The sequence below is a fragment of the Pseudomonas sp. P1_F1_2 genome, from assembly GCF_056405815.1.
This window is the reverse complement of the sequence record NZ_JBFUBK010000022.1, coordinates 1-23,187: the sequence shown is the minus strand read 5'-3', so window position 1 is coordinate 23,187 and position 23,187 is coordinate 1. Positions and strand designations below refer to the sequence as shown.

The window sequence follows — 23,187 nt, the reverse complement described above, 5'->3', positions numbered from 1 at the left end:
CCGCAAACCACGATCCGGTCTGACTCAACGAACCCCGGCACCCGCCATCGCTGCAGGCGAAAACTCCGAAGCCTTGTAGCGATCCACCAAGCCGTACTGCTCTGGCAAACCGGTGTAGACGTTCTGGATAAACCAGGCACCTGAGGTCAGGTCATAAAAGCCCGAGGACAATTGCGCTTGAGCCGGCAGGTCCGGCATGACTGCCGGCAACGACCACAGGGTCTTGGCCAGTTGGCCGTTGGCGTCCCAGCGGTCGCCCAGCATCGCTTGCCAGGTGTCTTCATCGAGGTAGTAACGGCCCTTCGGCAACTGGTGACGTTTGCCCGGCGCCAAGTCCGCCTCCACGACCCAGACCCGGTGCAGTTCCCAACGCACGTAATCGGGGTTCATGTGGTGTGCGAGGAACAGGTCCTCAGGTTTGCTGGCGGTTTGCACCTTGTTGGTGTTGTAGGGGATGTACATCTCCTGCTTGCCCACCAGTTTCCAGTCGAAGCGGTCCATGCGGCCCTGGAATACGCTCAACTCGTCGAACGACATCACGCCGGCAGTGGCGGGTGTCGGGGTATCGCAGCAGGCATTCGGCAGCTTGCGTACCCGGCGTTGACCGGTCAGGTAAACGTGCGCCTGGGACAGGTCGCCATTGATGTTGGTGCGGCCCATGATCTGCTCGCCGGCGCGCAACGGTGGCCCGACGTTGAGCAGACGGAACAGCCAGTAATCACCGGCAAACGTCTCCGGCGACCCTTCCTGGTAGTAATACGGCATTTCCTGAATGGCCTTGCCATCGGTGGTCATCACCTGTTTGCCATCGGCGGTCATCAGGTAGTGACGAAAGTGCATCGCCACCGAGGTGCCGCGCCAGTTCAGTACGTGGTTCCACATGGCTTCGGCGCCATTGCTTGGCACCGGGAACGGGATGCCGCCAAACGCGCCTTGCGGTACGGGACCGGCGCTGCTGTCGACCAGTTTGGCGCGGGTAGCGTTTTTCAGGGTGTTGTCATACACCCACTGCGGTGCGGCGGCCGTGCGCCGGGTCGGGTAAACATCGATGCGGTAGGTGTCCGGGAAACGCTTGAACATTTCCTTGGTGCCATCGCTGAGCTTGCCGGCGTATTGCGCGAGATTTTTCGAGGTGATGCTGAACAACGGTTTGTCCGCGACAAACGGATCCGAGCGTTTTCCGCCTTCCTTGTAGGAGGGATCGACCTTGGTGTAACCACCGTCCCAGGCGGGAATGGAACCGTCAGCGTTGCCGGCACGTTCAGCACCGAAAGGCGTCAGGCTTTTCGAGAGTTTCGCCGCGTCTTCAGCCGTCGCTGCCACGCTCATCTGACTGCAAATGGCCAGGCTGCCCAGCAGCGCGAAGCAAAGGGCTTTGAGCTTGAACGCTCCGGTCTTTTTGTTGTGGGTCATGCGCAAGTCCTCTTAAAACGTGGTCTTGACGGAGAAAGACAAGTAGTCCCGGTCTTTCAGCGATTGCTTGAAATTGAACTGGTTGGCGCCATTGAGGTTGGTGTCCTCGGGGCCGTAGTAGTGTGTGTAAGTCAGGCCCGCGGTCACGCGGTCCAGGTAGGTGGCGGTAATGCCGATGTTCATATCGCCACCGTTGTCCGGACCGAACGAGCTGACCACCGCGGATTTGCCCAGGGGGAAGTAGCTGAGGCCGACCGGGATGCCGATATCGACGCCCGAGAAAAACTGGCGGTAGGTCGGGGTGTAAACCACCTTGAAACCGAGACCGTCATCGGTGGCATTGGGGTCAAGCGCTGCACGGTTTTTAGTGACGCTGAGCAGACGGTTCCAGGCCACCTCACCGACGAGTCCCGACTCATTAGCAATGAAGTTCGGCCCGAACGAAGCCAGCACGTTGAGGTTGATGTGGGCGGTACGGCCGACGGCATAAAGCGGGTTGTTATCGTTATCAGCGTCAACGCCAGGCAACACGGTTTGACCGTTGGAAACCAGCGGCATGTTCCAGCGCATCGAGGCTTCACCGGCGAAACTGTATTCATCCACGGTGGTGGAAAAACTGGCGCCCAGGGCGCGGATGTCTTCCGGGTACACCCAGTAATACTCACCGACTTGTCCGGTACTGAAGTTCGGCGCCCCCGCGGAAGGTTTGAGATACAGCTTGGGGGTTTTGTCGTTGTACTGGATAGCGTAAAGGCCGTATTCGACGGTCTCCGCGCTGTATTTCAACTGCAGGCCACCCTGCCCTGAGCTTTTCGCTTCCTTGTCATTGCCATGGAAGAACGCCGCCGGGCTGTTGGCATTACCACCGAGGAATGCTGGAAAAGGTGCCCCGACGATCAAGCGTTCGTTGCCTTCGCCGATGGTGTCGCTGGTGGAGAAATAACTGCCCGCACCCGGCAGGCGCGTCTCTTCCCATTCGAGTTGGTAGAAGGCGCCGAGCGACACGGCGTCGGTCAGTTGAAAAGTCCCCGACAGCTGATTGACCGGACGGGTGATTTCCTTGAACTGGGTGTTAGGGACGGACTGCGCTTTGACCACGTCGACCGGCCCCATGCCACCGGCAATGCCGTTGGCACCGAAGAACAGGCTCTCACCCCAGATCAACCCGTGGCGACCGGCACGCACTGACGTGGCGTGATCACCCAGCTCGCCGTTCCAGTACACGAATGCATCAAGCAATTCGCCGTCACCGCCGTGCAAGTGGCGAGTGTCATCGGTAAATTCGTCATAGGCCACGGAACGGGCGTTGGCGCGTGCCGGATCAGTGTTGTCGTTATCTTGCTGATATTCGGTGTCGTACCAGGCGGCGCCACTGAGGCGGGCGCCGACGTTTTTGAAGGACATATCCAGTTCGGAAAGGATGTCCGTGCGGTTGGAGATCAGGCCTTTTTTAAAGGCACGATCACCGTCATCCTGGTTGAGTGACACCTGCCCTTCAGTCAGTTTGCTGCTGGGATTCTGGGCGCGCCATGCGGCGCTGTACTTAAACGTGTTATCCCAACGCAGGCTGAAATCCGGATTGCCGGTATCCACTTGAAAGGCATGGGCAGCCTGGCTGCACAGCACCAACGCCGCCGCCAAACTGAAACCAAAGGGTGCAGACGTGCAGACCGAGCGACGCGCGAGCGTCGCAGTCGTGGAATTGACCATCGCGTTAACCTCTTGTTTTTATAGTGGTAACTGCTGTGGATGCGTTGAATCAGATAGGCTCGGCCGTGCGAGCGAGCATCTGCTTGACCAAGCCAATGCGGTCGAAGTCGCGGTCGTGCTGCATCTCTTTGTCGCCGGCCAACACCGAGCTTTCGCTGATGTATTTGCAGCGCTCGAAACGGCGGTCCATGAAGCGCTTGAGCTGTTGCTCAATACTGCCTTCACCGGTCAGTTCTTCACTGAGCACGATGGCATCTTCGATCGCCATGCCGGCCCCCTGCCCGAGGTGCGGCGTGGTGGCATGGGCCGCATCCCCGATCAACAGAACGCGGCCGCGATACCAAGGCTCGTCGACGAAAACCACTTCCATTGGCTTGTAAACCACTTGGCTGCTGTCGGTGATTTGTTCACGCAGTTCGCCGATCAGGCCGGTAAAGCCTTGCAAGCGCTGACGCATTTGCTCGGCCAGGGTGGCCGGGTCCATCCAGGGGTTGGTGGGTTCGTGGGAGGTGAGGAACAGGTACATCAGGTCACCGGCCAACGGCACCAGCCCGGCATTGCCGTCGGCGCTCTGGTAGTTGGCGAGGTGATCGATGTGCGGATCGCGTGGGAAGTTGTAGCGCCACACAGCCTGGCCCGTGAACCTGGGTGTGTACGTATCGCCAAGCAGCAGGTCGCGAACCTTTGAGAACAAACCATCGGCACCCACCACCAGGTCGTAACCGCCGCTGCTGCCATCGGTGAACAGCACTTCAACGCTGTCGCCAAGGTCCTTCAGGGATTCGACACTGAGCCCCAGGCGTACGTTGGCGCCCAGTTCGAGGGCGGTTTCGCTGAGCACTTTATGCAGCGCCAAACGGGAGATGCCAACGTTCGCCGGATAGGCAGGTCCTGCCAGACGCTGACCCGGGATGCGCGCCAGTTGCTGACCGGCCGGGCCATAGATGGCGACGTCTTCAAAGGCATACGCGGCATCGAGATAACCATCGAGCACGCCCAGCTTGGCCATCTCGCGAACCACATTGCTCTGCTGGATGATGCCGACACCGTAAACCGTCCACTCTGACTTGAGCTCGATCAGGTCGACCTCAATGCCCTTGCGCCGCAGTGCGATGGCCGCACACAAGCCACCAATCCCACCACCCACGATCAGAACTTTGTTCACTGCACTCATGGCTTACTCACTTTTTATTCTTGTGATTCGATGCAGCGCCGGGCGCTGCGTCGTTAGGTCCAGCTTCCGGTCAAAGCAGGGATTTGACTAATCGCGAGTAGGGATGCGATGTATCGCCAAACGCGATACCTCAACCGACCCCGACAACGCGGTAGATCCAGGCATTTCCAGCACCAGCCAGCCCTCCTCCAGACGCCATGGCAACGCGTCCAGACGCTGGCCCAGACACGGGCCGTAGACACATTCGCCAGTGCTCGGGAGAAACTGCGCACCGTGGGCGTAACAGACAATCAACTGGCCGTCGGCCGACAAAAACCGGTCCTTTCGGTACTCCAGGCGCACGTCCAGATGTGGGCAGCTGTTGCGATAAATCCGCACTTGCCCCTCGTGCACCAAGGCAAAAATACTGTCCTTGCCACGCTGCAACGGGTCGAAACCGCGCGCCTGCCCTTCTGCCAACTCGTCCATCCGGCACAGAAAAAAATCGCTGTGGCTCATGGTCAACACCCGCACTCAGCCGTGCTTGGGTGGCGGGCCGCCCGGTGCCCATTTTTCTTTCGAGTTGAACAGGAACAGCTGCGAGTTATCCGCCGACAGTGGCGCACGGCGCGCCTCCCAGGCGTCATCGTGCTTGTCCATGTCGGCGTCGTATTCGATGTGGCAGCCCAGCGGACTGTTGAAATACCAGAACCAGTTGGAGCCAAAGAGGTGGCGGCCAGGGCCCCAGAAACTGGTCCAGCCTTTTTGCTCGAAGCGCGTACCGGCCAACAACACTTCGGTGCCGCTGCCCATGTGGAAGGTGAAGTGTTCGCAGCCCTTCATGTGCGGTGGAGTCTGGATCATGAACAGGCAATGGTGATCATCGGAACCCGCCGGGCGCATGAACGGCCCGGCGCCGATAAAGGTGTCTGTGGTTCTGAAGCCCAGGCGTTCGGCATAGAAAGCTTCGGCCTTGGCCGCGTCGGGGACGAAATACACCACGTGCGACAAGGTGCGCGGGGTGGCATTCATTTCGAGGGTGATACCTGGTTGATTAAGCGGACGCTGTGGCGCATGGCCGGCGGCGTTGGTCAGGTCGTCCGGAGCGCTATACGCCTTGCGGACAGTGACCTGGAAAGCAATCGCAAAACCCATGTCGTCGACACTGTGCAACACGCCGTTGCCGTCACGGGTGACCTGGCGATCTCGCGCCAGTTCATCTTCGATGGCATCGAGGTCGGCAGCGCTGGCGACGCCATAAACGGTTTCGCGAATCGACGGCGCTGGACCAATGGCCGCCGGCAAGTCGGGATCGTCCGACCGTCGAATGATCACGGCGGTACCGTCCAGTGCTTCGAAACGCCCGCCGTTGCTGTCGACAGCGACAGGGGCCAGGCCGTAGTCACGCAGGCAATCGGTACAGGCTTGGATGTCATCGACGCCAAAGATTAGGGCATCAAGGCCAAGGATGTTCATGGCTACCACTCCATTGAAATTAGTATCCGGACGAAGCTGCCGCAGGCTCGATAGGCCCGTCAGTGATGCAAGGCGTCCGGTGGTGGTGTCGGCAAGGRCGCCGACTGCCACGAAGATTGCCGGGCGGTTTGGCAACTGACTAATCGTGTGTCGGGATGCGACCTATCAGAAAACGCGATACCAGAAAATCTGGGGGCGCAGGTTTTTGGGGAGAGGAAAAGAAACAGCGGGAGGTTGACGCGCTGATGTATTCATCCGAATGTATCGCCAAAATAAATACAAAAAACGGACATGCCTGATGCGTTTTAACCACCTGGATTTGAACCTGTTGGTCGCACTCGATGTGCTGCTCGAAGAACAGAACATCACCCGCGCCGCCGAACGCCTGCACATGACGCAGTCTGCCACCAGCGGTGTATTGGGACGCCTGCGTACCTATTTCGAAGACGAACTGCTGGTGCAGGTCGGCCGAAAAATGCAGCTCACGCCCTATGCCAGGGAGCTCGCCACGCCCATCCGCGAGGTGCTGTTGACGATCAAGTCATCGATCACCGCCAAGCCCGTGTTCGACCCCACCACCAGCAAACGTCACTTCCGCCTGGTGACCTCGGATTACCTGATCAGCGTGCTGTTTGCCCAGGTCATACAAAAGATCCACCAGGAAGCGCCCAACATCACCTTCGAGATGCTCGGCCCCAGCGACAATTCCGGTGAGTTGCTGATTCGCGGTGAGGTTGACCTGATGATCGTGCCCGAGCGCTACATCATCGACGGCCACCCCCACAAGCTGCTGTTCGAAGAGGAACACGTCTGCGTGGTGTGGGACGGCAATACCCAGGTCGGCGACAGCCTGACCCTGGAGCAGTACATGGACATGGGCCATGTTTCCGTCGGTTTTGGTCGCAGCCGGCACTTGAGCATCGAAGAGTGGTTCATGAACCAGTACGGTTTCAACCGCCGTCTCGAAGTCATTACCAACGACTTCAACACCCTGCCGCAGCTGGTGGTAGGCACCCAGCGCATCGCCACCATGCACCAGCGTCTGGCACGGCTATACGCCCAGCACCTGCCGCTGCGCATCCTCAATCCACCGGTGAAGATCCCTGTCATGCGCGAGGTCATGCTCTGGCACCGCAGTGTCGAAGGCGACCCGATGCACCGCTGGCTGCGCGAACGCATCAGCGAATTTATCCAGCACCTGGAAAACCCTTCTATCGCCGGTCGCGATACCTCCCATCCCGAGGCACGATTGGCCAAATAGTCGGAGCGTCCTTAACGTGCCTTGTGAACGTCAAGACAATCACAAGGACAACAACCATCATGTTCCGTTACTTTCCAACCAATTATGTGTGGAATCTTTCTGTCGACTTGGCCATAGAGATGGGCGCCCGCATGGGCGAAATCGAAGAGATGTGCGCGCCATTACAGGAAGCCGCGCAGCAGCCCGACGCCGCGGGAACCAAAGCGTTCCGCGAAACCTGGGCGAAGATGGCTGACAAACTATGTGGCCTGGCTGAGGAAGATGAAGGTAATGGCCGGCTGCTGTCCGCAGGCGAAAAGTACAACCGCGCCGCCACTTATTACCTCACTTGCGAACGTTTGCAGGCCCATGGCGCGCCGGGCCGGACTGAGTTGTACCAACGCTTTTTGCAGACCTTCAAACGCGGTATCGAGTTGTCACGCGAGAACTGCGAACGCGTTGAAATCCCCTACGAGGGCAAACATATTTCCGGCCTGCTGGTGCGTGCCGAAGGCGTGACCGGTCCGGCTCCGATCCTGGTGCAGGTCAACGGACTGGATTCAACCAAAGAAATGAAATACCGCGTCGGCCTGCCGGCCTGGTTGGCGAAACGCGGTATTTCATCGTTGATCATCGACCAGCCTGGAACAGGTGAAGCCCTGCGCCTGCATAACCTGATTGCCCGTTTCGACAGCGAGCATTGGGCTAGCCGCGTGGTCGACTGGCTGGAAACCCGAAGCGACGTGGATGCCAAACGTATTGGCCTGGAAGGCGTCTCTCTCGGAGGCTATTACTGCCCGCGTGCGGTGGCGTTTGAACCACGGTTTGCCTGCGGCGTGGTGTGGGGCGCAAACCATGACTGGCGCGATGTGCAAAAACGTCGCCTAGAAAAAGAAGGCAGCTTCCCTGTACCGCACTATTGGGCGCACGTGTGCTGGGTGTGGGGTGCAAAAGATATGGATGAATTCATGGCCATCGCCGAAAACGTGCATCTGGATGGTGTACTCGATCGCATAAAGGTGCCGTTCCTGGTGACCCATGGCGAGAAGGACTCGCAGATACCACTGAAGTGGGCACAGCGTACTTATGAGCAACTGATCAACAGCCCTAAACGAGAGCTGAAGATCTTCACCGAACGCGAAGGTGGCGTGCAGCATTCCAGCTTCGATAACAGCATCAACGCGGGTCACTACATCGCTGACTGGATTGCCGAAACGCTGGGTGGACACACCGCCTGATAAGCTTCGCGAAGCATAAAAAACGCCGGATAACCCTAGGGTTTCCGGCGTTTTGCGTTGACTGGTATACGAATTCAGTTGGGCGCACGTGTGCCATGGAACGAGCTGATCTGCCAGCCTTCGGCTCCGAGCGACCAGACCTGCGTGGCAAAGCCTTCACCGCGAATCGACTGGTCACCGCCCCGTTTACGCAAAGTGTTGCACTGCGTACCGGTCATGACCGCCAGATGGTCGCCGTAGAAGCGAATCAGCAATTCGCCACGTTCAATGTCCAGATACTCCACGGCGCTTTTTGCGTATTCCAGGTAGTCCGCCTTGTCTTGCACCAATCCTGTGGTGTGCACATACACCAGGTCATCGGCGAACAGTTCGGCGACGCGCGAATAATCTTCCTCAACCAGGGCCCGGCGGCGTTCTTGCTCAAGTGCCAGGAGTTCGGATTTTACAGTGGCGGTGGTCATATGAATGGCTCTCTGTGGATGACGAGCGCGCACCATAGACGCCCGACCCGGCTGATAAAAAATCGCCGATCATGATGCCTGCCATCGAGACTCGCGATACTCGCACCTTGAGGTCACTCATTGTTGCAAAAGCCCCGGTACTGCTGACGTACCGCAGCTATTGATGCCATCAATACGCGCGCATTGATGCAAGTTGCTGGTGGTGACGAGGGCCCCGCCCTAGCCTCGCTTCGCATAACAATCCGCAAAGTGAAAACGCCATGAACGCCCTGCACCTGAAATGCCAGACCTTGTTTGACGGTACTGGCCTGGAAACCCGTCAACAGCAAACACTGGTCGTAGAAAACGGTCTGCTGTCGTATGTCGGCCCAACAGCCCTGGCGCCACAACCGCAACCGGGAGACACCCTGCTGGAGGCCGGGGATAATTTTGTCATGCCGGGCCTGGTCGATGTGCATACCCATCTGGCCTTCGGAAACGCGCAGAGCGAAGAAGACATCGATATCTGGACCAGTGACGAGTTCCGCGCTCTGCGGGGCATGTTCTTCGCCCAACATGTGCTGGCCGCGGGTGTGACCAGCATGGTCTGCCCGGGCGATAGCGGCCAGCTCAGCATCGCTGTGCGCAATGCAATCGGCGCCGGTTTGTTCGAGGGCCCGCGCATTGCAGCCAGCAGTCGGGTCATTACTAATCGGCAGAGCCTAAACGACTGGTTCCCAAGCCGTGTGGGGGCTCCGGAGTATTTCACCGCGCGCTTGGTCACCAGCCGCAGCGAGGCATTGGCGGAAATCCGCAAACAGGCCAAGGATGGCGTCGACCTGATCAAGATCGCCATGGATGGCACCCACCGCCGCCCGAATGGCGAAATCATTGCTGCCTTCACCGCTGAAGAAACCTATGAGATGGTTGAAGAGGCACACCGCCTGGGCTGCAAAGTGGCGACTCACGCCTATGGCCGCGAAGCGGTGATGTACGCCGCCCGCGCAGGCGTTGATCTGGTGTTCCATGCCTTTTACATGGACGATGCGTGCATCGAAGCCTTGCTCGAAGCCGGCACCATCCTCGCGCCGACCATGACGTTCCCTCAAAACACCGTGGACTTCTGCCAACCCCACGATCCGGCCATTAGTACCGGCTACGCCGGCTACTGCGCACGGACCCTGGAAGTGGGTTCGGCCGTGCTCAAACGGGCCAAGGCTGCAGGAGTGCCTTTCGCGTGTGGCAGCGACAGCGGTTTTGCGGTGACGCCTTACGGCGAGTGGCACGCTCGTGAGTTGGAACTATTGGTCACCCGTCTCGGCTTCACCCCGGCAGAAGCGTTGTATGCCGCCACGGCTGTCGGCGCACGCTGCATGCCGCGTGGCGAGACCCTCGGCTCCCTCGAAGTGGGCAAACAAGCGGACTTCCTGTTGCTCGACGGTTCACCGTTGCACGACATCCGCATTCTACAAGACCGCTCGCGCCTTAACGCCGTGTACAAGGCCGGCCAGCCCGTGCGCATGGAGCGCAGCCCCTACAACCCAAAACAGGTGTCTGATTTCAACTCGCTGAAATGGACAGACCTTTACACCCGCGACCGTGTTGCCCAGTTGGGCAAGTGGGCTCAATGAGGACCAACGCCATGCAGCAACTCGACTTATTGACCGCCACCCACATCGCCAGCAGCGCTATCCGCATCGCCCGAGAATCGGGGGTTAAACCCTTGGCTGTCGCCGTGCTGGATGCCGCCGGGCATCCGCTGGCCGTCTTGCGCGATGAGCTCGCCAGTTTTCTTCGGCCACAAATCGCCACCGGCAAGGCCCGTGGCTGTCTGGGAATGGGTTTTGGTGGGCGCGAACTGGCGCGGCGCGCTCAAGCGATGCCGGCGTTTTTCGACGCTATAAACAGCCTGACTGGCGGCGAAGTTATTCCCGTAGCGGGCGGTGTGCTGATTCGCAATGTTGAGGGGCTGGTTCTCGGGGCCATTGGTATCAGCGGCGACACTTCGGACAATGACGAACGATGCGCCTTACAGGCTATCGACCAGGTTGGACTGGTGGCGGATAACGGCGATCAGCTGCCCTGCTGATCAAGCAACGCGGCCTGTTCCAGCAAGAGGCCGCGAAACCACAGCATGGCCGGGTCATGGTCTTGATACGGATGCCATTGCAACACCTGAACGGCCTCGGGAAAAGCCAGCGGTGTTGGGTGAATACGCAGTGGATAATGCTGAGCGAAGCGCTGCGCCTGTCGACGGAATACGGTGGCGATTCGCGCGGTACCAACGATAAATTCGGGCATCAGTACGAAGCTTTCAAGGGCCACCGCCACTCGCCGTTGAACACCCAGCTCATGCAGGTGCACGGCATCCATCGCCAGATTTCGGCCATCGGCAAACTCGCGAACCACGTGCTCCGCGTCGCAATAGTTGGACAGGCTCAAACCGTCGGCGAACGGCGACTGCCGAGCGCAGACAATGCAACAGAGCTGATCACTCATGAGCGGTATGTGGGGATAAGCCGGGTTCACCCTGCGCTGCGGCACAACCACGCAATCACTGCGACGATAATCGAGCGCTTCGCTGACCACATCACCGTCACGCGGTACAGGCAAATCCCGCAGGCTCAAGCGCACGCCAGGTGCAACGCGGGCCAATTCAAGACTGACCGCTGGCAGCAGCACACCAGCCACGTAGTCAGAAGCCACCAACGTGAAATGCCGAGTGCAATGGGTCGGTTCAAAATTGACCGGCGCATCGACAATCTCCCGCGTCAGTGCCAGCGCTAGACGCACTTTGGGCAGCAACTCCAAACCCAATGCCGTGGGTTCCAGGCGCCGCCCTACCTGAACCAGTAACGGGTCATTGAAATGCTCACGCAAACGCCCGAGCGCCGAGCTGGTTGCCGACTGGCCCAGGCACAAACGTTCGGCGGCCCTGCTGACGCTGCATTCGCTCAACAAGGCATCCAAGGCCACCAACAGGTTCAGGTCAAGACGTCGATAACGCATGCAGAATCCATTTTAGATTGGAAGAATAAGCGATCATCACTGATGGACACTCAATCTACAGGGTCACTTTGAAACGCTCCAACCGCTTCACCTAGGCTGACACTCAGGCGCTGCAAGTTGCCATTAGCCAATTCCAATCGAACGCACTCCTCGGCATTTTGCTCTACCACCCAATCAACCTGACCAAGGGCTACATCGACTCGGCAGACAATGTCGTGTTGAGTCGCGGCGGCGTGGGCAATGCTCTTCCCGGTGTGTTCAACACGCGAAATGGCCTCGGTAATCGCATCCAGAACCAGGCTCGCGCGCACTGTCAGATCAACGCCTTCGGCGGTCAGACGCTGACTGTCGCAAAGACTGGCAGCAGTCTCGCCAGTCACCTGCCCGAGACGTCGAATCATGCTGTCGATCTCGCCAGTCGACGCTCGCGTTCGACTGGCGAGCGCCCTCACTTCGTCCGCCACTACTGCAAATCCGCGACCATGTTCACCGGCGCGTGCGGCTTCGATGGCGGCGTTCAAGGCTAGTAGATTCGTCTGTTCGGCGATGGCGCTGATCACGTCCAGCACGCTGGTAATCGCCTGGCTCTCGGCCTGCAACAGTTGCATGGAACTCGCACTACTCGTCATTTCCCGCGAAAGCCGCTGCAGGCTTTGACTCGCCAGTCGTACCAGATCGTCCCCCTGATGGATCAGCACGCAGGCTTCGCCCAAGGTAGCCTGGCTACCTCCGACTTGTTGGTTGACCTGCGCAGCCGCTTGGGTCATATGCTGCATGGCCTCAACCACCTCAGCGGTTTTTTCGCGCTGTGCACGCACCCCCTGCCCTGTGCGCTCTACCATTGCGCCCAACGTGGCGGCGGCAGAGTCAAGCTGTTGCACATCACTGCCGATCCGTCCCACAAGACTGCGCAGCGCCTGCAACATCAGCTCGATAGCGCGGCTGAGCTGGCCCAATTCATCCTGCCGACCGAGCCGCGCGGGACGATCCTTCAGATCACCTGCGGCTACACGTTGCGCCAGACCCAGCATCAACTTCAAGGGGAAGACAATAGAGCGTCGGATCACAAGGCACGCCACCATACTCAGGACCACCGCCAGCAGCACCATTGCTCCAAGTTGCAGATCCAGGCGTTGCCGTAGTAATTCATAAGATTGCGCGGCCCTGACGCGCTCTTCTTCCAACAGCGCCATCACGTTCTCTGCCGAAATCGACATGTTCGCCTGTTGCGCCATGGCCTGCTCACCGCTTTCGGCATAAGCCAAAAATGCCTGGCGATATTCGGTCAACGCTGCGCTGGCCTCATCCAGTGCACGACGACGATCCCCGTCGAGTTGCGAATTCAGACTGTTTATCGCGGTACCCAGCTCATTTACCCGGTTTACCCAGTCGTCCCGGTAACGCTGCTGCGGATCCAGGGAAAAATACAGCTCGCTGTCGCGCAGATTGGCCAAGCGTTCGCGCAACGAAACCGCCTCCTCCAACTGCTGCATTGACTGCGTGTCAGGCAGGTTATGCTGCTCAAGATCCAGGTTGATATCGTCCAGTTGGTCGAGGAACACTTCGCTGAAACGCTGCCCCGTCGTTTCCGCTAGCACTTGCATGCGCATCCTCGCCTGTAACGCCTGTTGGCGGGCCTCAGCATATTCTTGAAATGCCTTCAGGTAACGGTCGGATGAGTCCGAGAGCGTACGCCCGAAGTCTTCGCCCGGACGCGCAAGCGGCGAACCGATTTGAAGCTGACGCAGAGAGTCCTCGACTTGCCTGGCCGTCTCCAGTGACGGCTGCAAACCGAAATCCTTCTCTGCGACTCGCGCTTGGGCGAGGTTACCTTTCTGGCGATCCAGCACGAGTAACTGTGTGGCGCTCGATTGAGTTACCTGCACTGAATACCAAGCGGTGAATGCCATGCCCATAGTGCAGATCAGCACTAGACCGAAGCCGAGCGACAACTTTCCGCCAACGCTGAGGCGGCTGAGCACAGAGCGAATAGCCATCGAACGAGCCTTCTTTTATTGTTTTGTTGGCAATATCACCTGCAACCTCCGGCCGGGAATGTTGGCTCGAACCGTTGCGAGTCACCTGGCGGGATAGACCGAGCGACGGATATAGGTTGCCGTGACACAGCCGCGCCGACTAATCGCTTGTTGGGATGTGACCTATCGGCAAACGCGATATCTGAAACGTAGGCGAGCGAGTTGCCAAGGGTGCAGATGGGACGAACGCAAGGCGGCGTTCGAGGTACGCAGACAAGCAAGTCAGAGGTAATTCAGCATTAAGAGACGTGGTGTCACGAAGCGACACCACTCAAAGGAAGTCAGGTATTCAAGCGTAGGGTCAAGCGTCTACCGGATCGTAATCGTTCACGTTGGAGACCTGGGCATGCATGCGGCCCAACAACTCGATAAGGGTGTCCACTTCTTTGGCAGAGAGCCCGCTCAGCAGGCGTCGCTCGCGTTCCAGTGCGACCTTCAACACTCGACCATGTAACGCTTTTCCGCTGTCAGTCAGGCTGACGGTGTATCGCCGCGCATCCTTAGAATCAACCTGGCTGCAAATGTGCCCTGCCACTTCCAAGGACTGCAGTGAACGGCTGACCGCGCTCTTGTCGAGACCGATCGTCTGACAAATCCGATTGGCGGTAATGTCATTTTCCACGGCGAGCATCGAGAGCATTCGCCACTCGACTACACCTATGCCGAAATGCTTTCGATAGCACTGTGAGGCCCCGGCAGAGAGCTTATTAGACAGGAAATTCAGGAGGGCCGGTACGTAACGAGTCAGATTCAGTTGGGATTCTGCGGGCATTGAGCGAACACCTTGGATCGGCGGGTCGTTGAATATTGGTTGACACCGCAACTAAATAATCGGAGGATTTCTCTACCGAACGTCACGGTCGATGACCTGCATGATAGGCCGTCGTCCTACTACATAAAAATAATTATCGGGTTTTGGTCATGGACTCTTTCAATTTCATCCCCTTCGCCTTGCTCAAGCAAACAATCGTCTCCCACGTGCCAGCGACCGGCTGACCCGTCCCCAGCTAACGCTCTAACTCATGCTTTTTTTCAGCAGCCACTTCAGTGTGGAGGGACAAGTCATGCTTCAAGTCAACGTCACCCGCAAAGCATACGAAGCCGAAGGCATCTGCAGTTTCGAATTATGTGCAGCAGACGGCGGTGCGCTACCGGCGTTCGAGGCCGGTGCCCACATCGACATCCACATTGCCGAGGGTCTCACCCGGCAATACTCCTTGTGCAACGACCCCAAGGAGCGTCATCGCTACCTGATCAGCGTGCTCAAGGACCCGAGTTCCAGTGGCGGCTCCAAGGCTATGCACGAGCAGATTCGGTCAGGACAAACGCTGACCATCAGCACTCCGCGCAACCTTTTCCCGCTTGATCGCTCAGCCAACCGACACCTGCTGTTTGGCGGTGGTATCGGTATCACGCCCATGCTGGCCATGGCCTATGAGCTTTCACATCAAGGGGCTGACTTCGAGTTGCACTACTGCTTTCGATCAAGCGAACGCGCGGCGTTCGTTGCGATGCTTGCGCAAACTCCTTTTGCTGGTCGCATAAAGTTGCATGACGACAGTGGCGCTCAAATGCAGAAGCTAGATGCATCGGCCTTGCTGGCAGAACCGGACGCTGGCACCCATCTCTATGTCTGTGGGCCAGCCGGTTTCATGAACTACATCCTCGATTCAGCGCAGAACGCTGGCTGGTCGCAGAACCAGGTACACAAAGAGTTTTTCGCCGCAGACCCGATCGATCAAAGCGCCAATGCGCCCTTCGAAGTTGAATTGGCAAGCACTGGACAGGTTTTTCAGATTCCTGCCGAACGCACCGTGTTCGAAGTGCTCGACGAAGCCGGCATAGCGATCGAGTCATCCTGCGAGCAAGGCGTCTGTGGCACCTGCGTAACCCGTGTATTCAAGGGCATCCCGGAACACCGGGACAAGTTCCTGACAGTGGCTGAACAAGCCGCAAACGACCGCTTTACCCCCTGCTGCTCGCGCGCCAGATCATCACGCCTGGTTCTTGATCTTTGAACCCAAACAACAACTTCAAGGAGACCGCCATGAACACATCCACTCTCCAAACGCTTGCCGAAGAAATACCGGCGCCTGCCTTACCAGACTTCCCCCTCAACCAGTGGTACGTCGCTGCCCTGGGATGGGAGTTGAACGACAAACCCGTGGGCCGGACATTACTCAACAAGCCTGTCGTACTGTTTCGCAAAGCCAACGGCGAGGTCGCTGCGCTGGAAGATCGCTGCTGTCATAGAGCGCTGCCACTGTCGAACGGTACGCTCGAAGAATCCGGTATTCGATGTGGCTACCATGGCCTGCTTTTCGATGAGCGTGGGAAGTGCGTCGAAATCCCGGGCCAGGACAAGATCCCGAGCAAGGCTAAAGTGCCCGCGTATCACGTGCGTGAGCAGGACCAGATCGTCTGGATATGGTTTGGCAGCGAGGCGCAACCGGAGCCGAACTGTGAGCCACCGACCTACCCAGTTCACAGCAGTGGCAAGTACTTGTTCGACGGCAACGTGTACCACTACAACGCGCCTTATCAGTTAATCCACGACAACCTCATGGACTTGAGTCATCTGGGTTATGTCCACCTGCGCACCATCGGTGGTAACGCCAGCATCCACATGAATGCCCGGATGAGTGTCGAAAGTGAAGGCAACGTGGTGCGGGTCGTGCGCCATATGCCGGACTCTGTTCCACCACCCACCTACACGGCCGCCTACCCATTCAAAGGCACTGTAGACCGTTGGCAGGAAATCGAATTTCACGTCAATCATCTGCGTATCTGGACCGGAGCAGTGGATGCCGGCACCGATGCCCTGGATGACCCCGATCGTGGTGGTTTCCATATGCGCGGATTCCACGGGGTAACGCCAGAAACCGAAACCAGCAGTCACTACTTTTGGACCATGGCCACCAACCCCGAAAGCGATCCTGAAGCCATCAAGGCCAAGGTTGTTGAGCAAACGGTTATGACGTTTGATGAAGACAAGGTGATTATCGAAGCTCAGTACAAGAATATGTGCCGGTTCGGCATGCGGCCGATGATTGATATACATGTTGATGTTGGTGCTAATCGGGCTCGCCGGATTATTGAGGAGCTTCGTCAGGCTAGCTCTTGAGTGCGCAGCGTGCGCAGACTCACGGTGTGTAACCTACCGCCCGGCGAGGTACCTTGTGTACTTGGAATCAACAGCATATTGCGCATTTCACGTAACGTTGAAATCCTTCCTGAGCAGATAATCGAACATCTGCACGCCTCGCCTAGCAAGGGGAAGTGTGCTTATCCCCTCGCTTACCCTTAATCCAGAAACGAAAAAGCCCAATCTTTTCAGATTGGGCTAAGTCGTTAAATTATATGGTCGGGACGGAGTGATTCGAACACTCGACCCCTAGCACCCCATGCTAGTGCGCTACCGGACTGCGCTACGCCCCGACTAGGCGTGAAACTCGTCCCTCTTCTCGAGGGACGCTCAAGAATATATCGCAAGCGTTTGAAAACTGGAAGTATTCAAACTCAGAAAATTATTTCTTGAGTACTACCAACACGTCTTCCAACTCGGCAATCATCTGTCGAATCATCTGCTTGTATTGGGTGGTGTCGTCTTTGGCTTCATCGCCGGACAAGCGCAAACGCGCGCCGCCGATGGTGAAACCTTGATCGTAAAGGAGCGCGCGGATCTGCCGGATCATCAGCACGTCTTGTCGCTGATAATACCGGCGATTCCCGCGGCGTTTGACGGGGTTGAGTTGAGGAAACTCCTGCTCCCAATAGCGCAGCACGTGCGGTTTTACGGCACACAGCTCGCTAACTTCACCGATGGTGAAGTAGCGCTTGCCTGGGATGACGGGTAGCTCGTCGTTATGACTTGGTTCCAGCATAAGCCTCAACTCGGGCCTTCAACTTCTGCCCTGGACGAAAGGTGACCACACGGCGAGCCGTGATCGGGATTTCTTCACCCGTTTTCGGATTGCGGCCAGGCCGCTGGCGTTTGTCTCGAAGGTCGAAATTTCCGAAACCGGACAATTTGACTTGTTCGTTGTCTTCAAGAGCGTGCCTGATTTCTTCAAAAAACAGTTCGACCAATTCCTTGGCCTCCCGTTTATTCAGGCCCAGCTCTTCATACAGACGTTCCGCCATCTCAGCTTTCGTCAGAGCCCCCATACGTCACTTCCTTAACGTGGCGTTCAACCTTTGTTCGAGCGAGGTGAGGATGTTTTGCGTAGTGTTATTCACCTCATCGTCATTAAGAGTGCGCGATGGATGCTGCCAGGTCAAGCCAACTGCAAGGCTTTTTCTATCAGGATCAATGCCTTTACCCTGATACACGTCAAATAGCCTGAGGTCTGTCAGCCATTCGCCTGCATTTTCACGGATTACGTCCAGAACAGCGCTGGCTGCAACGTCTTTTTCGGCGATCAGCGCAAGGTCACGACGCACTTCAGGAAAGCGCGATAACTCCTGGAATTTAGGCATTTTGCCCAACGCCACTTCCGCCAGAACCAGCTCGAAAACAAAGACCGGACGGTCGAGACCGAGGGTTTTCGACAATTCAGGGTGGATGGCGCCGACAAAACCTACCAGACGGCCTTCACGTTCGATGCGCGCGGTTTGACCCGGGTGCAGCGCCGGGTGTTTGCCCGGCACGAAAGTGAACGAGTCCAGAGCGCCAGCAAAGCCCAGCACCGCTTCCACGTCAGCCTTGACGTCGAAGAAGTCCACGACATCGCGACCCTGTGCCCAGCCTTCCGGCAGACGGCTACCGCAGACCACACCGGCCAGCATTGGCTCTTGCTTCAGGCCTTCGAGTTGACCGACGAAACGCAGGCCGCTTTCGAACAGACGGACGCGATCCTGTTGACGGTTCAGGTTGTGCTGAAGCGCCTTGACCAGACCCGGCCACAAGGACGAGCGCATGGCAGCCATGTCGTTGGAAATCGGGTTGGCCAGCAGCAGCGGCTCCACACCCGGATTAAACAGTTCGAATTGTTTCGGATCGATGAAGCTGTAAGTAATCGCTTCCTGATAACCACGCGCCACCAGCAGACGACGCAGTTCAGGCAAATCGCTACGCGCTTCCGCTTTGGCTTGCGGCGCCAGGCGAGCTTGCGGGTAACGAACCGGCAGACGGTTGTAGCCGTACAGGCGGGCCAGCTCTTCGATCAAATCGACTTCCAGGCTGATATCGAAGCGATGGCTTGGCACTTCAACGCGCCATTGCCCTGCCCCATCGGCCGAAACGGACAAGCCCAAAGCGTTGAGCAGACGCTCAACTTCGGCCGAATCCATTTCCATGCCCAGCATTTGAGTAATGCGTTGCGCGCGCAAGGTAACCGGAGCGATCTTCGGCAGATGTTGCTCGCTGACGGTTTCGATGATCGGGCCGGCTTCGCCACCGGTGATTTCCAGCAGCAGGCCAGTAGCGCGCTCCATGGCTTCACGGGCCAATTGCCAGTCCACGCCACGCTCGTAGCGGTGCGAAGCGTCAGTGTGCAGGCCGTAGGAACGAGCCTTGCCAGCGACTGCAATCTGATCGAAGAATGCGCTTTCCAGGAAAATATCGCGCGTAGTCGCGGTGTTGACGCCGCTGTGCTCTCCGCCCATGACGCCAGCAATTGCCAGAGCGCGGGTGTGGTCGGCAATCACCAGCGTATCGCTACGCAGGGTAACTTCCTGACCGTCGAGCAGTACCAGCTTCTCGCCCTCTTCGGCCATCCGCACGCGGATGCCGCCATTGATTTCGGCGAGGTCGAAGGCGTGCAGCGGTTGACCCAGCTCCAGCATCACGTAGTTGGTGATGTCGACAGCTGCGTCGATACTGCGCACGTCAGCACGACGCAGACGCTCGACCATCCACAGCGGTGTAGGCTTGGACAGATCGACGTTACGGATCACACGCCCCAGATAACGCGGGCACGCCGCCGGAGCCAGCACTTCAACCGAACGCACTTCGTCGTGCACGGCTGGAACGGAAGCAACAACCGGGCGAGTGACCTGGGCGGCGTACAGTGCGCCAACTTCACGGGCCAGACCGGCCAGGGACAGGCAGTCACCGCGGTTCGGGGTCAGGTCGACCTCGATGCTGGCATCTTCCAGGTTCAGGTACTCACGAATGTCCTGGCCCACCGGCGCATCGGCCGGCAGCTCCATCAGGCCATCGTTGCCTTCGCCCACTTGCAGTTCGGCTTGCGAACACAGCATGCCGTTGGACTCAACGCCACGCAGCTTGGCTTTCTTGATCTTGAAGTCGCCTGGCAGCTCGGCACCGATGGTGGCGAACGGGATCTTCAGGCCCGGGCGCACGTTTGGCGCACCGCATACGACCTGAAAAGTCTCCGTGCCATTGCTGACCTGGCAAACGCGCAGCTTGTCGGCGTCCGGGTGCTGTTCGGTGCTCAGCACCTCGCCCACTATCACGCCGCTGAATACGCCGGCGGCCGGAGTAACGCTATCGACCTCAAGACCGGCCATCGACAAACGAGCAACCAGCTCGTCACGACTTACCTGCGGGCTTACCCAGCCACGCAGCCATTGTTCACTGAATTTCATCCTGCTCTCCTAAGAATTCGTTACGACTAGCGAAATTGCGCGAGGAACCGCAAGTCGTTGTCGAAGAACAGACGCAAGTCGTTCACGCCGTAACGCAGCATGGCTAGACGCTCAACGCCCATGCCGAAGGCAAAGCCCGAAAACTCTTCCGGGTCGATCCCGGACATACGCAACACGTTCGGGTGAACCATGCCGCAGCCCATCACTTCCAGCCAGCCCGTCTGCTTGCAGACACGGCAGCCTTTACCGCTGCACATCACGCATTCCATGTCGACTTCTGCGGATGGCTCGGTGAACGGGAAGTAGGATGGGCGGAAACGTACGGCCAGTTCTTTTTCGAAGAACACGCGCAGGAATTCTTCGATAGTCCCTTTCAGGTCGGCGAAGTTGATATCGCGATCGACCAGCAGGCCTTCGACCTGGTGGAACATCGGCGAGTGGGTGATATCCGAGTCGCTACGGTACACACGGCCTGGGCAGACGATGCGGATCGGCGGCTGTTTTGATTCCATGGTGCGGACCTGTACCGGTGAGGTATGGGTGCGCAGCAACATGTTTGCATTGAAATAGAAGGTGTCATGCATCGACCGGGCCGGGTGATGGCCTGGGATGTTGAGTGCTTCGAAGTTGTGATAATCGTCTTCGACCTCAGGGCCTTCGGCGATGCCGTAGCCTATATGGGTGAAGAACTGTTCGATACGTTCCAGAGTGCGGGTAACCGGATGCAGACCACCGGAGGTCTGGCCGCGGCCAGGCAGGGTCACGTCAATCGACTCGGCGGACAGTTTGGCGGCTAGATCAGCCTCTTCAAACAGTGCCTTGCGCGCATTGAGAACCTCTGTGACACGCTCCTTGGCAACGTTGATCAGCGCACCGACTTGCGGACGCTCTTCTGCCGGCAAATTCCCCAGGGTCTTCATCACCTGAGTCAATTCACCCTTTTTGCCAAGGTAGTGAACCCGGATTTGCTCCAGGGCATTGATATCTTCAGCGCTTTGCACAGCCTCTAGTGCTTGAGAGACGAGCGCGTCCAGGTTTTCCATGTACAGACTCCAGATACAAAATAGGGGAAGAGCTTGAAGGCTCTTCCCCTATTTATGACGTTTAACACCTGGCCCCACAGAGGTGAGGCCGGGTGACTGTCGGGGGTACTTAAGCCAAGGTGGCTTTAGCTTTCTCGACAATCGCAGCAAACGCCGCTTTTTCGTTCACTGCCAGATCAGCCAGAACCTTACGGTCGATCTCGATGGACGCTTTTTTCAGGCCGGCGATGAAACGGCTGTAGGACAGACCGTTGATACGTGCACCAGCGTTGATACGAGCGATCCACAGAGCGCGGAACTGACGTTTTTTCTGACGACGGTCACGGTAGGCGTATTGGCCTGCCTTGATTACCGCTTGCTTGGCAACACGGAATACGCGCGAGCGAGCGCCGTAGTAGCCTTTAGCAAGTTTCAGAATTTTTTTGTGACGTTTACGGGCAATGACGCCACGCTTTACACGAGCCATGAGTTACTTCCTCTATTCTTGACTAAAATTAACGAAGGCGCAGCATGCGCTCGACTTTTGCCACGTCAGACGGATGCAGCAAGCTGCTACCGCGCAGTTGACGCTTACGCTTGGTCGACATTTTAGTCAGGATGTGGCTCTTGAAAGCGTGCTTGTGCTTGATACCGTTAGCAGTTTTCAGAAACCGCTTAGCAGCACCACTTTTGGTCTTCATTTTTGGCATGTTCGGATACTCCGCATTCAGTTGATAAACATAATCAGAAGGCCTGCCGTGCCCTGTTGATTACTTCTTCTTTTTCGGGGCGATGACCATGATCAGCTGGCGTCCTTCCATCTTAGGATGCTGTTCGACCGAACCGTACTCGAGCAAGTCACCTTCAACTCGCTTGAGGAGTTCCATCCCCAGCTCCTGGTGGGCCATCTCACGGCCGCGGAATCGCAAGGATACCTTGGCCCTGTCCCCATCACTCAGGAAACGTACCAGGTTGCGCAGTTTTACCTGGTAATCCCCTTCCTCCGTCCCTGGACGAAACTTGATTTCTTTAACCTGAATCTGCTTCTGGTTTTTCTTGGCCGCAGCAATCTGCTTCTTCTTCTCGAAGATCGACTTGCCGTAGTCCATCAGCTTGCAAACAGGGGGTACTGCATCGGCGGAAATCTCCACCAAATCCAGCTTGGCCTCTTCAGCCTTAAGAAGCGCGTCTTCAATTGACACAATCCCAAGCTGCTCACCTTCAGCCCCAATTAACCGAACCTCGCGTGCCGAGATATTCTCGTTGATCGGGGCTTTCGGTGCAGCTCGTTTATCTTGTCTCATTTCACGCTTAATAATAATTACTCCGAATCTGGGCGACCACGCCGGGAAACCGCTTGCGCGAGAAACTCAGCGAACTGGGCGACGGGCATCGAGCCCAGGTCAGCACCTTCACGAGTACGCACAGCGACAGTCTGCATCTCGACTTCCCGATCTCCGATAACCAAGAGATAGGGAACCTTGAGCAAAGTATGCTCGCGGATTTTAAAGCCGATCTTTTCATTTCTCAAGTCAGACTTGGCACGAAACCCGCTTTCGTTGAGAGTTTTTTCAACTTCGGCGGCGAAATCAGCCTGTTTATCAGTGATATTCATGATCACTGCCTGGGTCGGCGCCAGCCACGCGGGGAATGCCCCTTCGTAGTGCTCGATCAGAATTCCGACGAAACGTTCGAAGGAACCCAGGATCGCCCGGTGCAACATTACCGGGTGCTTGCGACTGTTGTCTTCGGAGACGTATTCGGCTCCCAGACGGACAGGCAGGTTAAAATCGAGCTGAAGGGTACCACACTGCCAGACGCGACCGAGGCAATCTTTCAGCGAGAACTCGATCTTCGGACCGTAGAACGCACCTTCGCCCGGCTGCAAATCGTACGGC

Annotated in this window: 23 protein-coding genes, 1 tRNA gene and 1 pseudogene; 6 read left to right on the top strand and 19 right to left on the bottom strand. The window is 57.7% G+C overall.

Going from position 1 to position 23,187, the window contains the following annotated elements; all coding sequences use genetic code 11:
- Positions 1-24: 24 nt before the first annotated feature.
- From AC1D2P_RS09095 to AC1D2P_RS09075, 5 genes are all read right to left on the bottom strand, one after another.
- Positions 25-1,413 (bottom strand): DUF1329 domain-containing protein, encoded by a 1,389-nt coding sequence (locus tag AC1D2P_RS09095; RefSeq protein WP_109787068.1) that lies wholly within the window; start codon positions 1,411-1,413, stop codon positions 25-27.
- Positions 1,414-1,425: 12 nt separating this feature from the next.
- Positions 1,426-3,123, bottom strand: a complete 1,698-nt coding sequence (locus tag AC1D2P_RS09090; protein ID WP_223523260.1) for a DUF1302 domain-containing protein — start codon at positions 3,121-3,123, stop codon at positions 1,426-1,428.
- A gap of 49 nt (positions 3,124-3,172) precedes the next feature.
- Positions 3,173-4,297 (bottom strand): FAD-dependent oxidoreductase, encoded by a 1,125-nt coding sequence (locus tag AC1D2P_RS09085; protein WP_223523262.1) that lies wholly within the window; start codon positions 4,295-4,297, stop codon positions 3,173-3,175.
- A gap of 87 nt (positions 4,298-4,384) precedes the next feature.
- Entirely contained in the window at positions 4,385-4,795 is a 411-nt protein-coding gene (locus tag AC1D2P_RS09080; protein WP_109787086.1) for a Rieske (2Fe-2S) protein, read from the bottom strand.
- Positions 4,796-4,810: 15 nt separating this feature from the next.
- On the bottom strand, positions 4,811-5,752 hold the full coding sequence (locus AC1D2P_RS09075) for a VOC family protein (protein WP_223523264.1): 942 nt from the start codon (positions 5,750-5,752) through the stop codon (positions 4,811-4,813).
- Between the two features lie 298 nt (positions 5,753-6,050).
- Here AC1D2P_RS09075 and AC1D2P_RS09070 point away from each other — a divergent pair, with 298 nt between their 5' ends.
- Together AC1D2P_RS09070 and AC1D2P_RS09065 are read left to right on the top strand one after the other, a co-directional pair.
- Positions 6,051-7,013: a LysR family transcriptional regulator gene (locus tag AC1D2P_RS09070; RefSeq protein ID WP_109787087.1), complete on the top strand. Its 963-nt coding sequence runs from the start codon at positions 6,051-6,053 to the stop codon at positions 7,011-7,013.
- A 59-nt stretch (positions 7,014-7,072) separates the two neighbouring features.
- Positions 7,073-8,230: an alpha/beta hydrolase family protein gene (locus AC1D2P_RS09065; protein WP_109787072.1), complete on the top strand. Its 1,158-nt coding sequence runs from the start codon at positions 7,073-7,075 to the stop codon at positions 8,228-8,230.
- A gap of 74 nt (positions 8,231-8,304) precedes the next feature.
- Here the strand turns inward: AC1D2P_RS09065 and AC1D2P_RS09060 are convergent, their stop codons facing one another.
- The gene (locus AC1D2P_RS09060; RefSeq protein ID WP_223523266.1) at positions 8,305-8,691 is read right to left on the bottom strand and encodes a nuclear transport factor 2 family protein; all 387 of its coding nucleotides are present in this window, start codon (positions 8,689-8,691) and stop codon (positions 8,305-8,307) included.
- A gap of 260 nt (positions 8,692-8,951) precedes the next feature.
- On the opposite strand from AC1D2P_RS09060, the gene AC1D2P_RS09055 reads away from it, so the two are divergent.
- Both AC1D2P_RS09055 and AC1D2P_RS09050 read left to right on the top strand, forming a co-directional pair.
- The gene (locus AC1D2P_RS09055; protein WP_109787074.1) at positions 8,952-10,301 is read left to right on the top strand and encodes a metal-dependent hydrolase family protein; all 1,350 of its coding nucleotides are present in this window, start codon (positions 8,952-8,954) and stop codon (positions 10,299-10,301) included.
- Positions 10,302-10,312: 11 nt separating this feature from the next.
- Complete coding sequence (locus AC1D2P_RS09050) at positions 10,313-10,759, top strand: GlcG/HbpS family heme-binding protein (protein ID WP_223523268.1); 447 nt, start codon at positions 10,313-10,315, stop codon at positions 10,757-10,759.
- On the opposite strand, the gene AC1D2P_RS09045 is transcribed toward AC1D2P_RS09050, so the two are convergent.
- From AC1D2P_RS09045 to AC1D2P_RS09030, 4 genes and pseudogenes are all read right to left on the bottom strand, one after another.
- The gene (locus AC1D2P_RS09045; RefSeq protein WP_223523270.1) at positions 10,744-11,679 is read right to left on the bottom strand and encodes a LysR family transcriptional regulator; all 936 of its coding nucleotides are present in this window, start codon (positions 11,677-11,679) and stop codon (positions 10,744-10,746) included. The genes AC1D2P_RS09050 and AC1D2P_RS09045 overlap by 16 nt on opposite strands.
- Before the next feature lie 50 nt (positions 11,680-11,729).
- Positions 11,730-12,521, bottom strand: a complete 792-nt coding sequence (locus AC1D2P_RS09040) for a methyl-accepting chemotaxis protein (RefSeq protein WP_408980993.1) — start codon at positions 12,519-12,521, stop codon at positions 11,730-11,732.
- Between the two features lie 78 nt (positions 12,522-12,599).
- Positions 12,600-12,761 (bottom strand): annotated as a pseudogene (locus AC1D2P_RS09035) (HAMP domain-containing protein); the annotation flags it as partial.
- 1,255 nt (positions 12,762-14,016) lie between these two features.
- Complete coding sequence (locus AC1D2P_RS09030) at positions 14,017-14,487, bottom strand: MarR family winged helix-turn-helix transcriptional regulator (protein ID WP_109787078.1); 471 nt, start codon at positions 14,485-14,487, stop codon at positions 14,017-14,019.
- 292 nt (positions 14,488-14,779) lie between these two features.
- On the opposite strand from AC1D2P_RS09030, the gene AC1D2P_RS09025 reads away from it, so the two are divergent.
- Both AC1D2P_RS09025 and AC1D2P_RS09020 read left to right on the top strand, forming a co-directional pair.
- On the top strand, positions 14,780-15,733 hold the full coding sequence (locus AC1D2P_RS09025) for a PDR/VanB family oxidoreductase (RefSeq protein ID WP_477757588.1): 954 nt from the start codon (positions 14,780-14,782) through the stop codon (positions 15,731-15,733).
- A 29-nt stretch (positions 15,734-15,762) separates the two neighbouring features.
- Positions 15,763-16,839, top strand: a complete 1,077-nt coding sequence (locus AC1D2P_RS09020) for a Rieske 2Fe-2S domain-containing protein (RefSeq protein ID WP_477757589.1) — start codon at positions 15,763-15,765, stop codon at positions 16,837-16,839.
- Between the two features lie 237 nt (positions 16,840-17,076).
- Here AC1D2P_RS09020 and AC1D2P_RS09015 read toward each other — a convergent pair.
- The 9 genes from AC1D2P_RS09015 to AC1D2P_RS08975 all read right to left on the bottom strand — a co-directional run.
- Positions 17,077-17,153 (bottom strand) — tRNA-Pro (locus AC1D2P_RS09015).
- A gap of 89 nt (positions 17,154-17,242) precedes the next feature.
- The gene (locus tag AC1D2P_RS09010; protein WP_003179985.1) at positions 17,243-17,599 is read right to left on the bottom strand and encodes a MerR family transcriptional regulator; all 357 of its coding nucleotides are present in this window, start codon (positions 17,597-17,599) and stop codon (positions 17,243-17,245) included.
- Positions 17,580-17,882 (bottom strand): integration host factor subunit alpha, encoded by a 303-nt coding sequence (gene ihfA, locus AC1D2P_RS09005; RefSeq protein WP_002553164.1) that lies wholly within the window; start codon positions 17,880-17,882, stop codon positions 17,580-17,582. The genes AC1D2P_RS09010 and ihfA overlap by 20 nt, the downstream gene beginning before the upstream one ends.
- A 3-nt stretch (positions 17,883-17,885) precedes the next feature.
- Entirely contained in the window at positions 17,886-20,267 is a 2,382-nt protein-coding gene (pheT, locus tag AC1D2P_RS09000) for a phenylalanine--tRNA ligase subunit beta (protein ID WP_109785846.1), read from the bottom strand.
- Between the two features lie 26 nt (positions 20,268-20,293).
- Positions 20,294-21,310 carry a phenylalanine--tRNA ligase subunit alpha gene (gene pheS / locus AC1D2P_RS08995; RefSeq protein ID WP_007905876.1) on the bottom strand — a complete coding sequence of 339 codons (1,017 nt, stop codon included), beginning with the start codon at positions 21,308-21,310 and terminating at the stop codon, positions 20,294-20,296.
- 109 nt (positions 21,311-21,419) lie between these two features.
- Positions 21,420-21,776: a 50S ribosomal protein L20 gene (gene rplT, locus AC1D2P_RS08990; RefSeq protein WP_007905879.1), complete on the bottom strand. Its 357-nt coding sequence runs from the start codon at positions 21,774-21,776 to the stop codon at positions 21,420-21,422.
- A 28-nt stretch (positions 21,777-21,804) separates the two neighbouring features.
- A complete protein-coding gene (gene rpmI / locus AC1D2P_RS08985; RefSeq protein ID WP_002553160.1) occupies positions 21,805-21,999 on the bottom strand; it encodes a 50S ribosomal protein L35 in 195 nt (64 codons plus the stop codon).
- A gap of 60 nt (positions 22,000-22,059) precedes the next feature.
- Positions 22,060-22,611, bottom strand: coding sequence for a translation initiation factor IF-3 (infC, locus tag AC1D2P_RS08980; RefSeq protein WP_172435341.1), 552 nt, complete (start codon positions 22,609-22,611; stop codon positions 22,060-22,062).
- Positions 22,611-23,187 (bottom strand): His/Gly/Thr/Pro-type tRNA ligase C-terminal domain-containing protein (locus tag AC1D2P_RS08975; RefSeq protein WP_477811398.1); only part of this gene is annotated, 577 nt, incomplete at its 5' end. The genes AC1D2P_RS08975 and infC, both read right to left, overlap by 1 nt.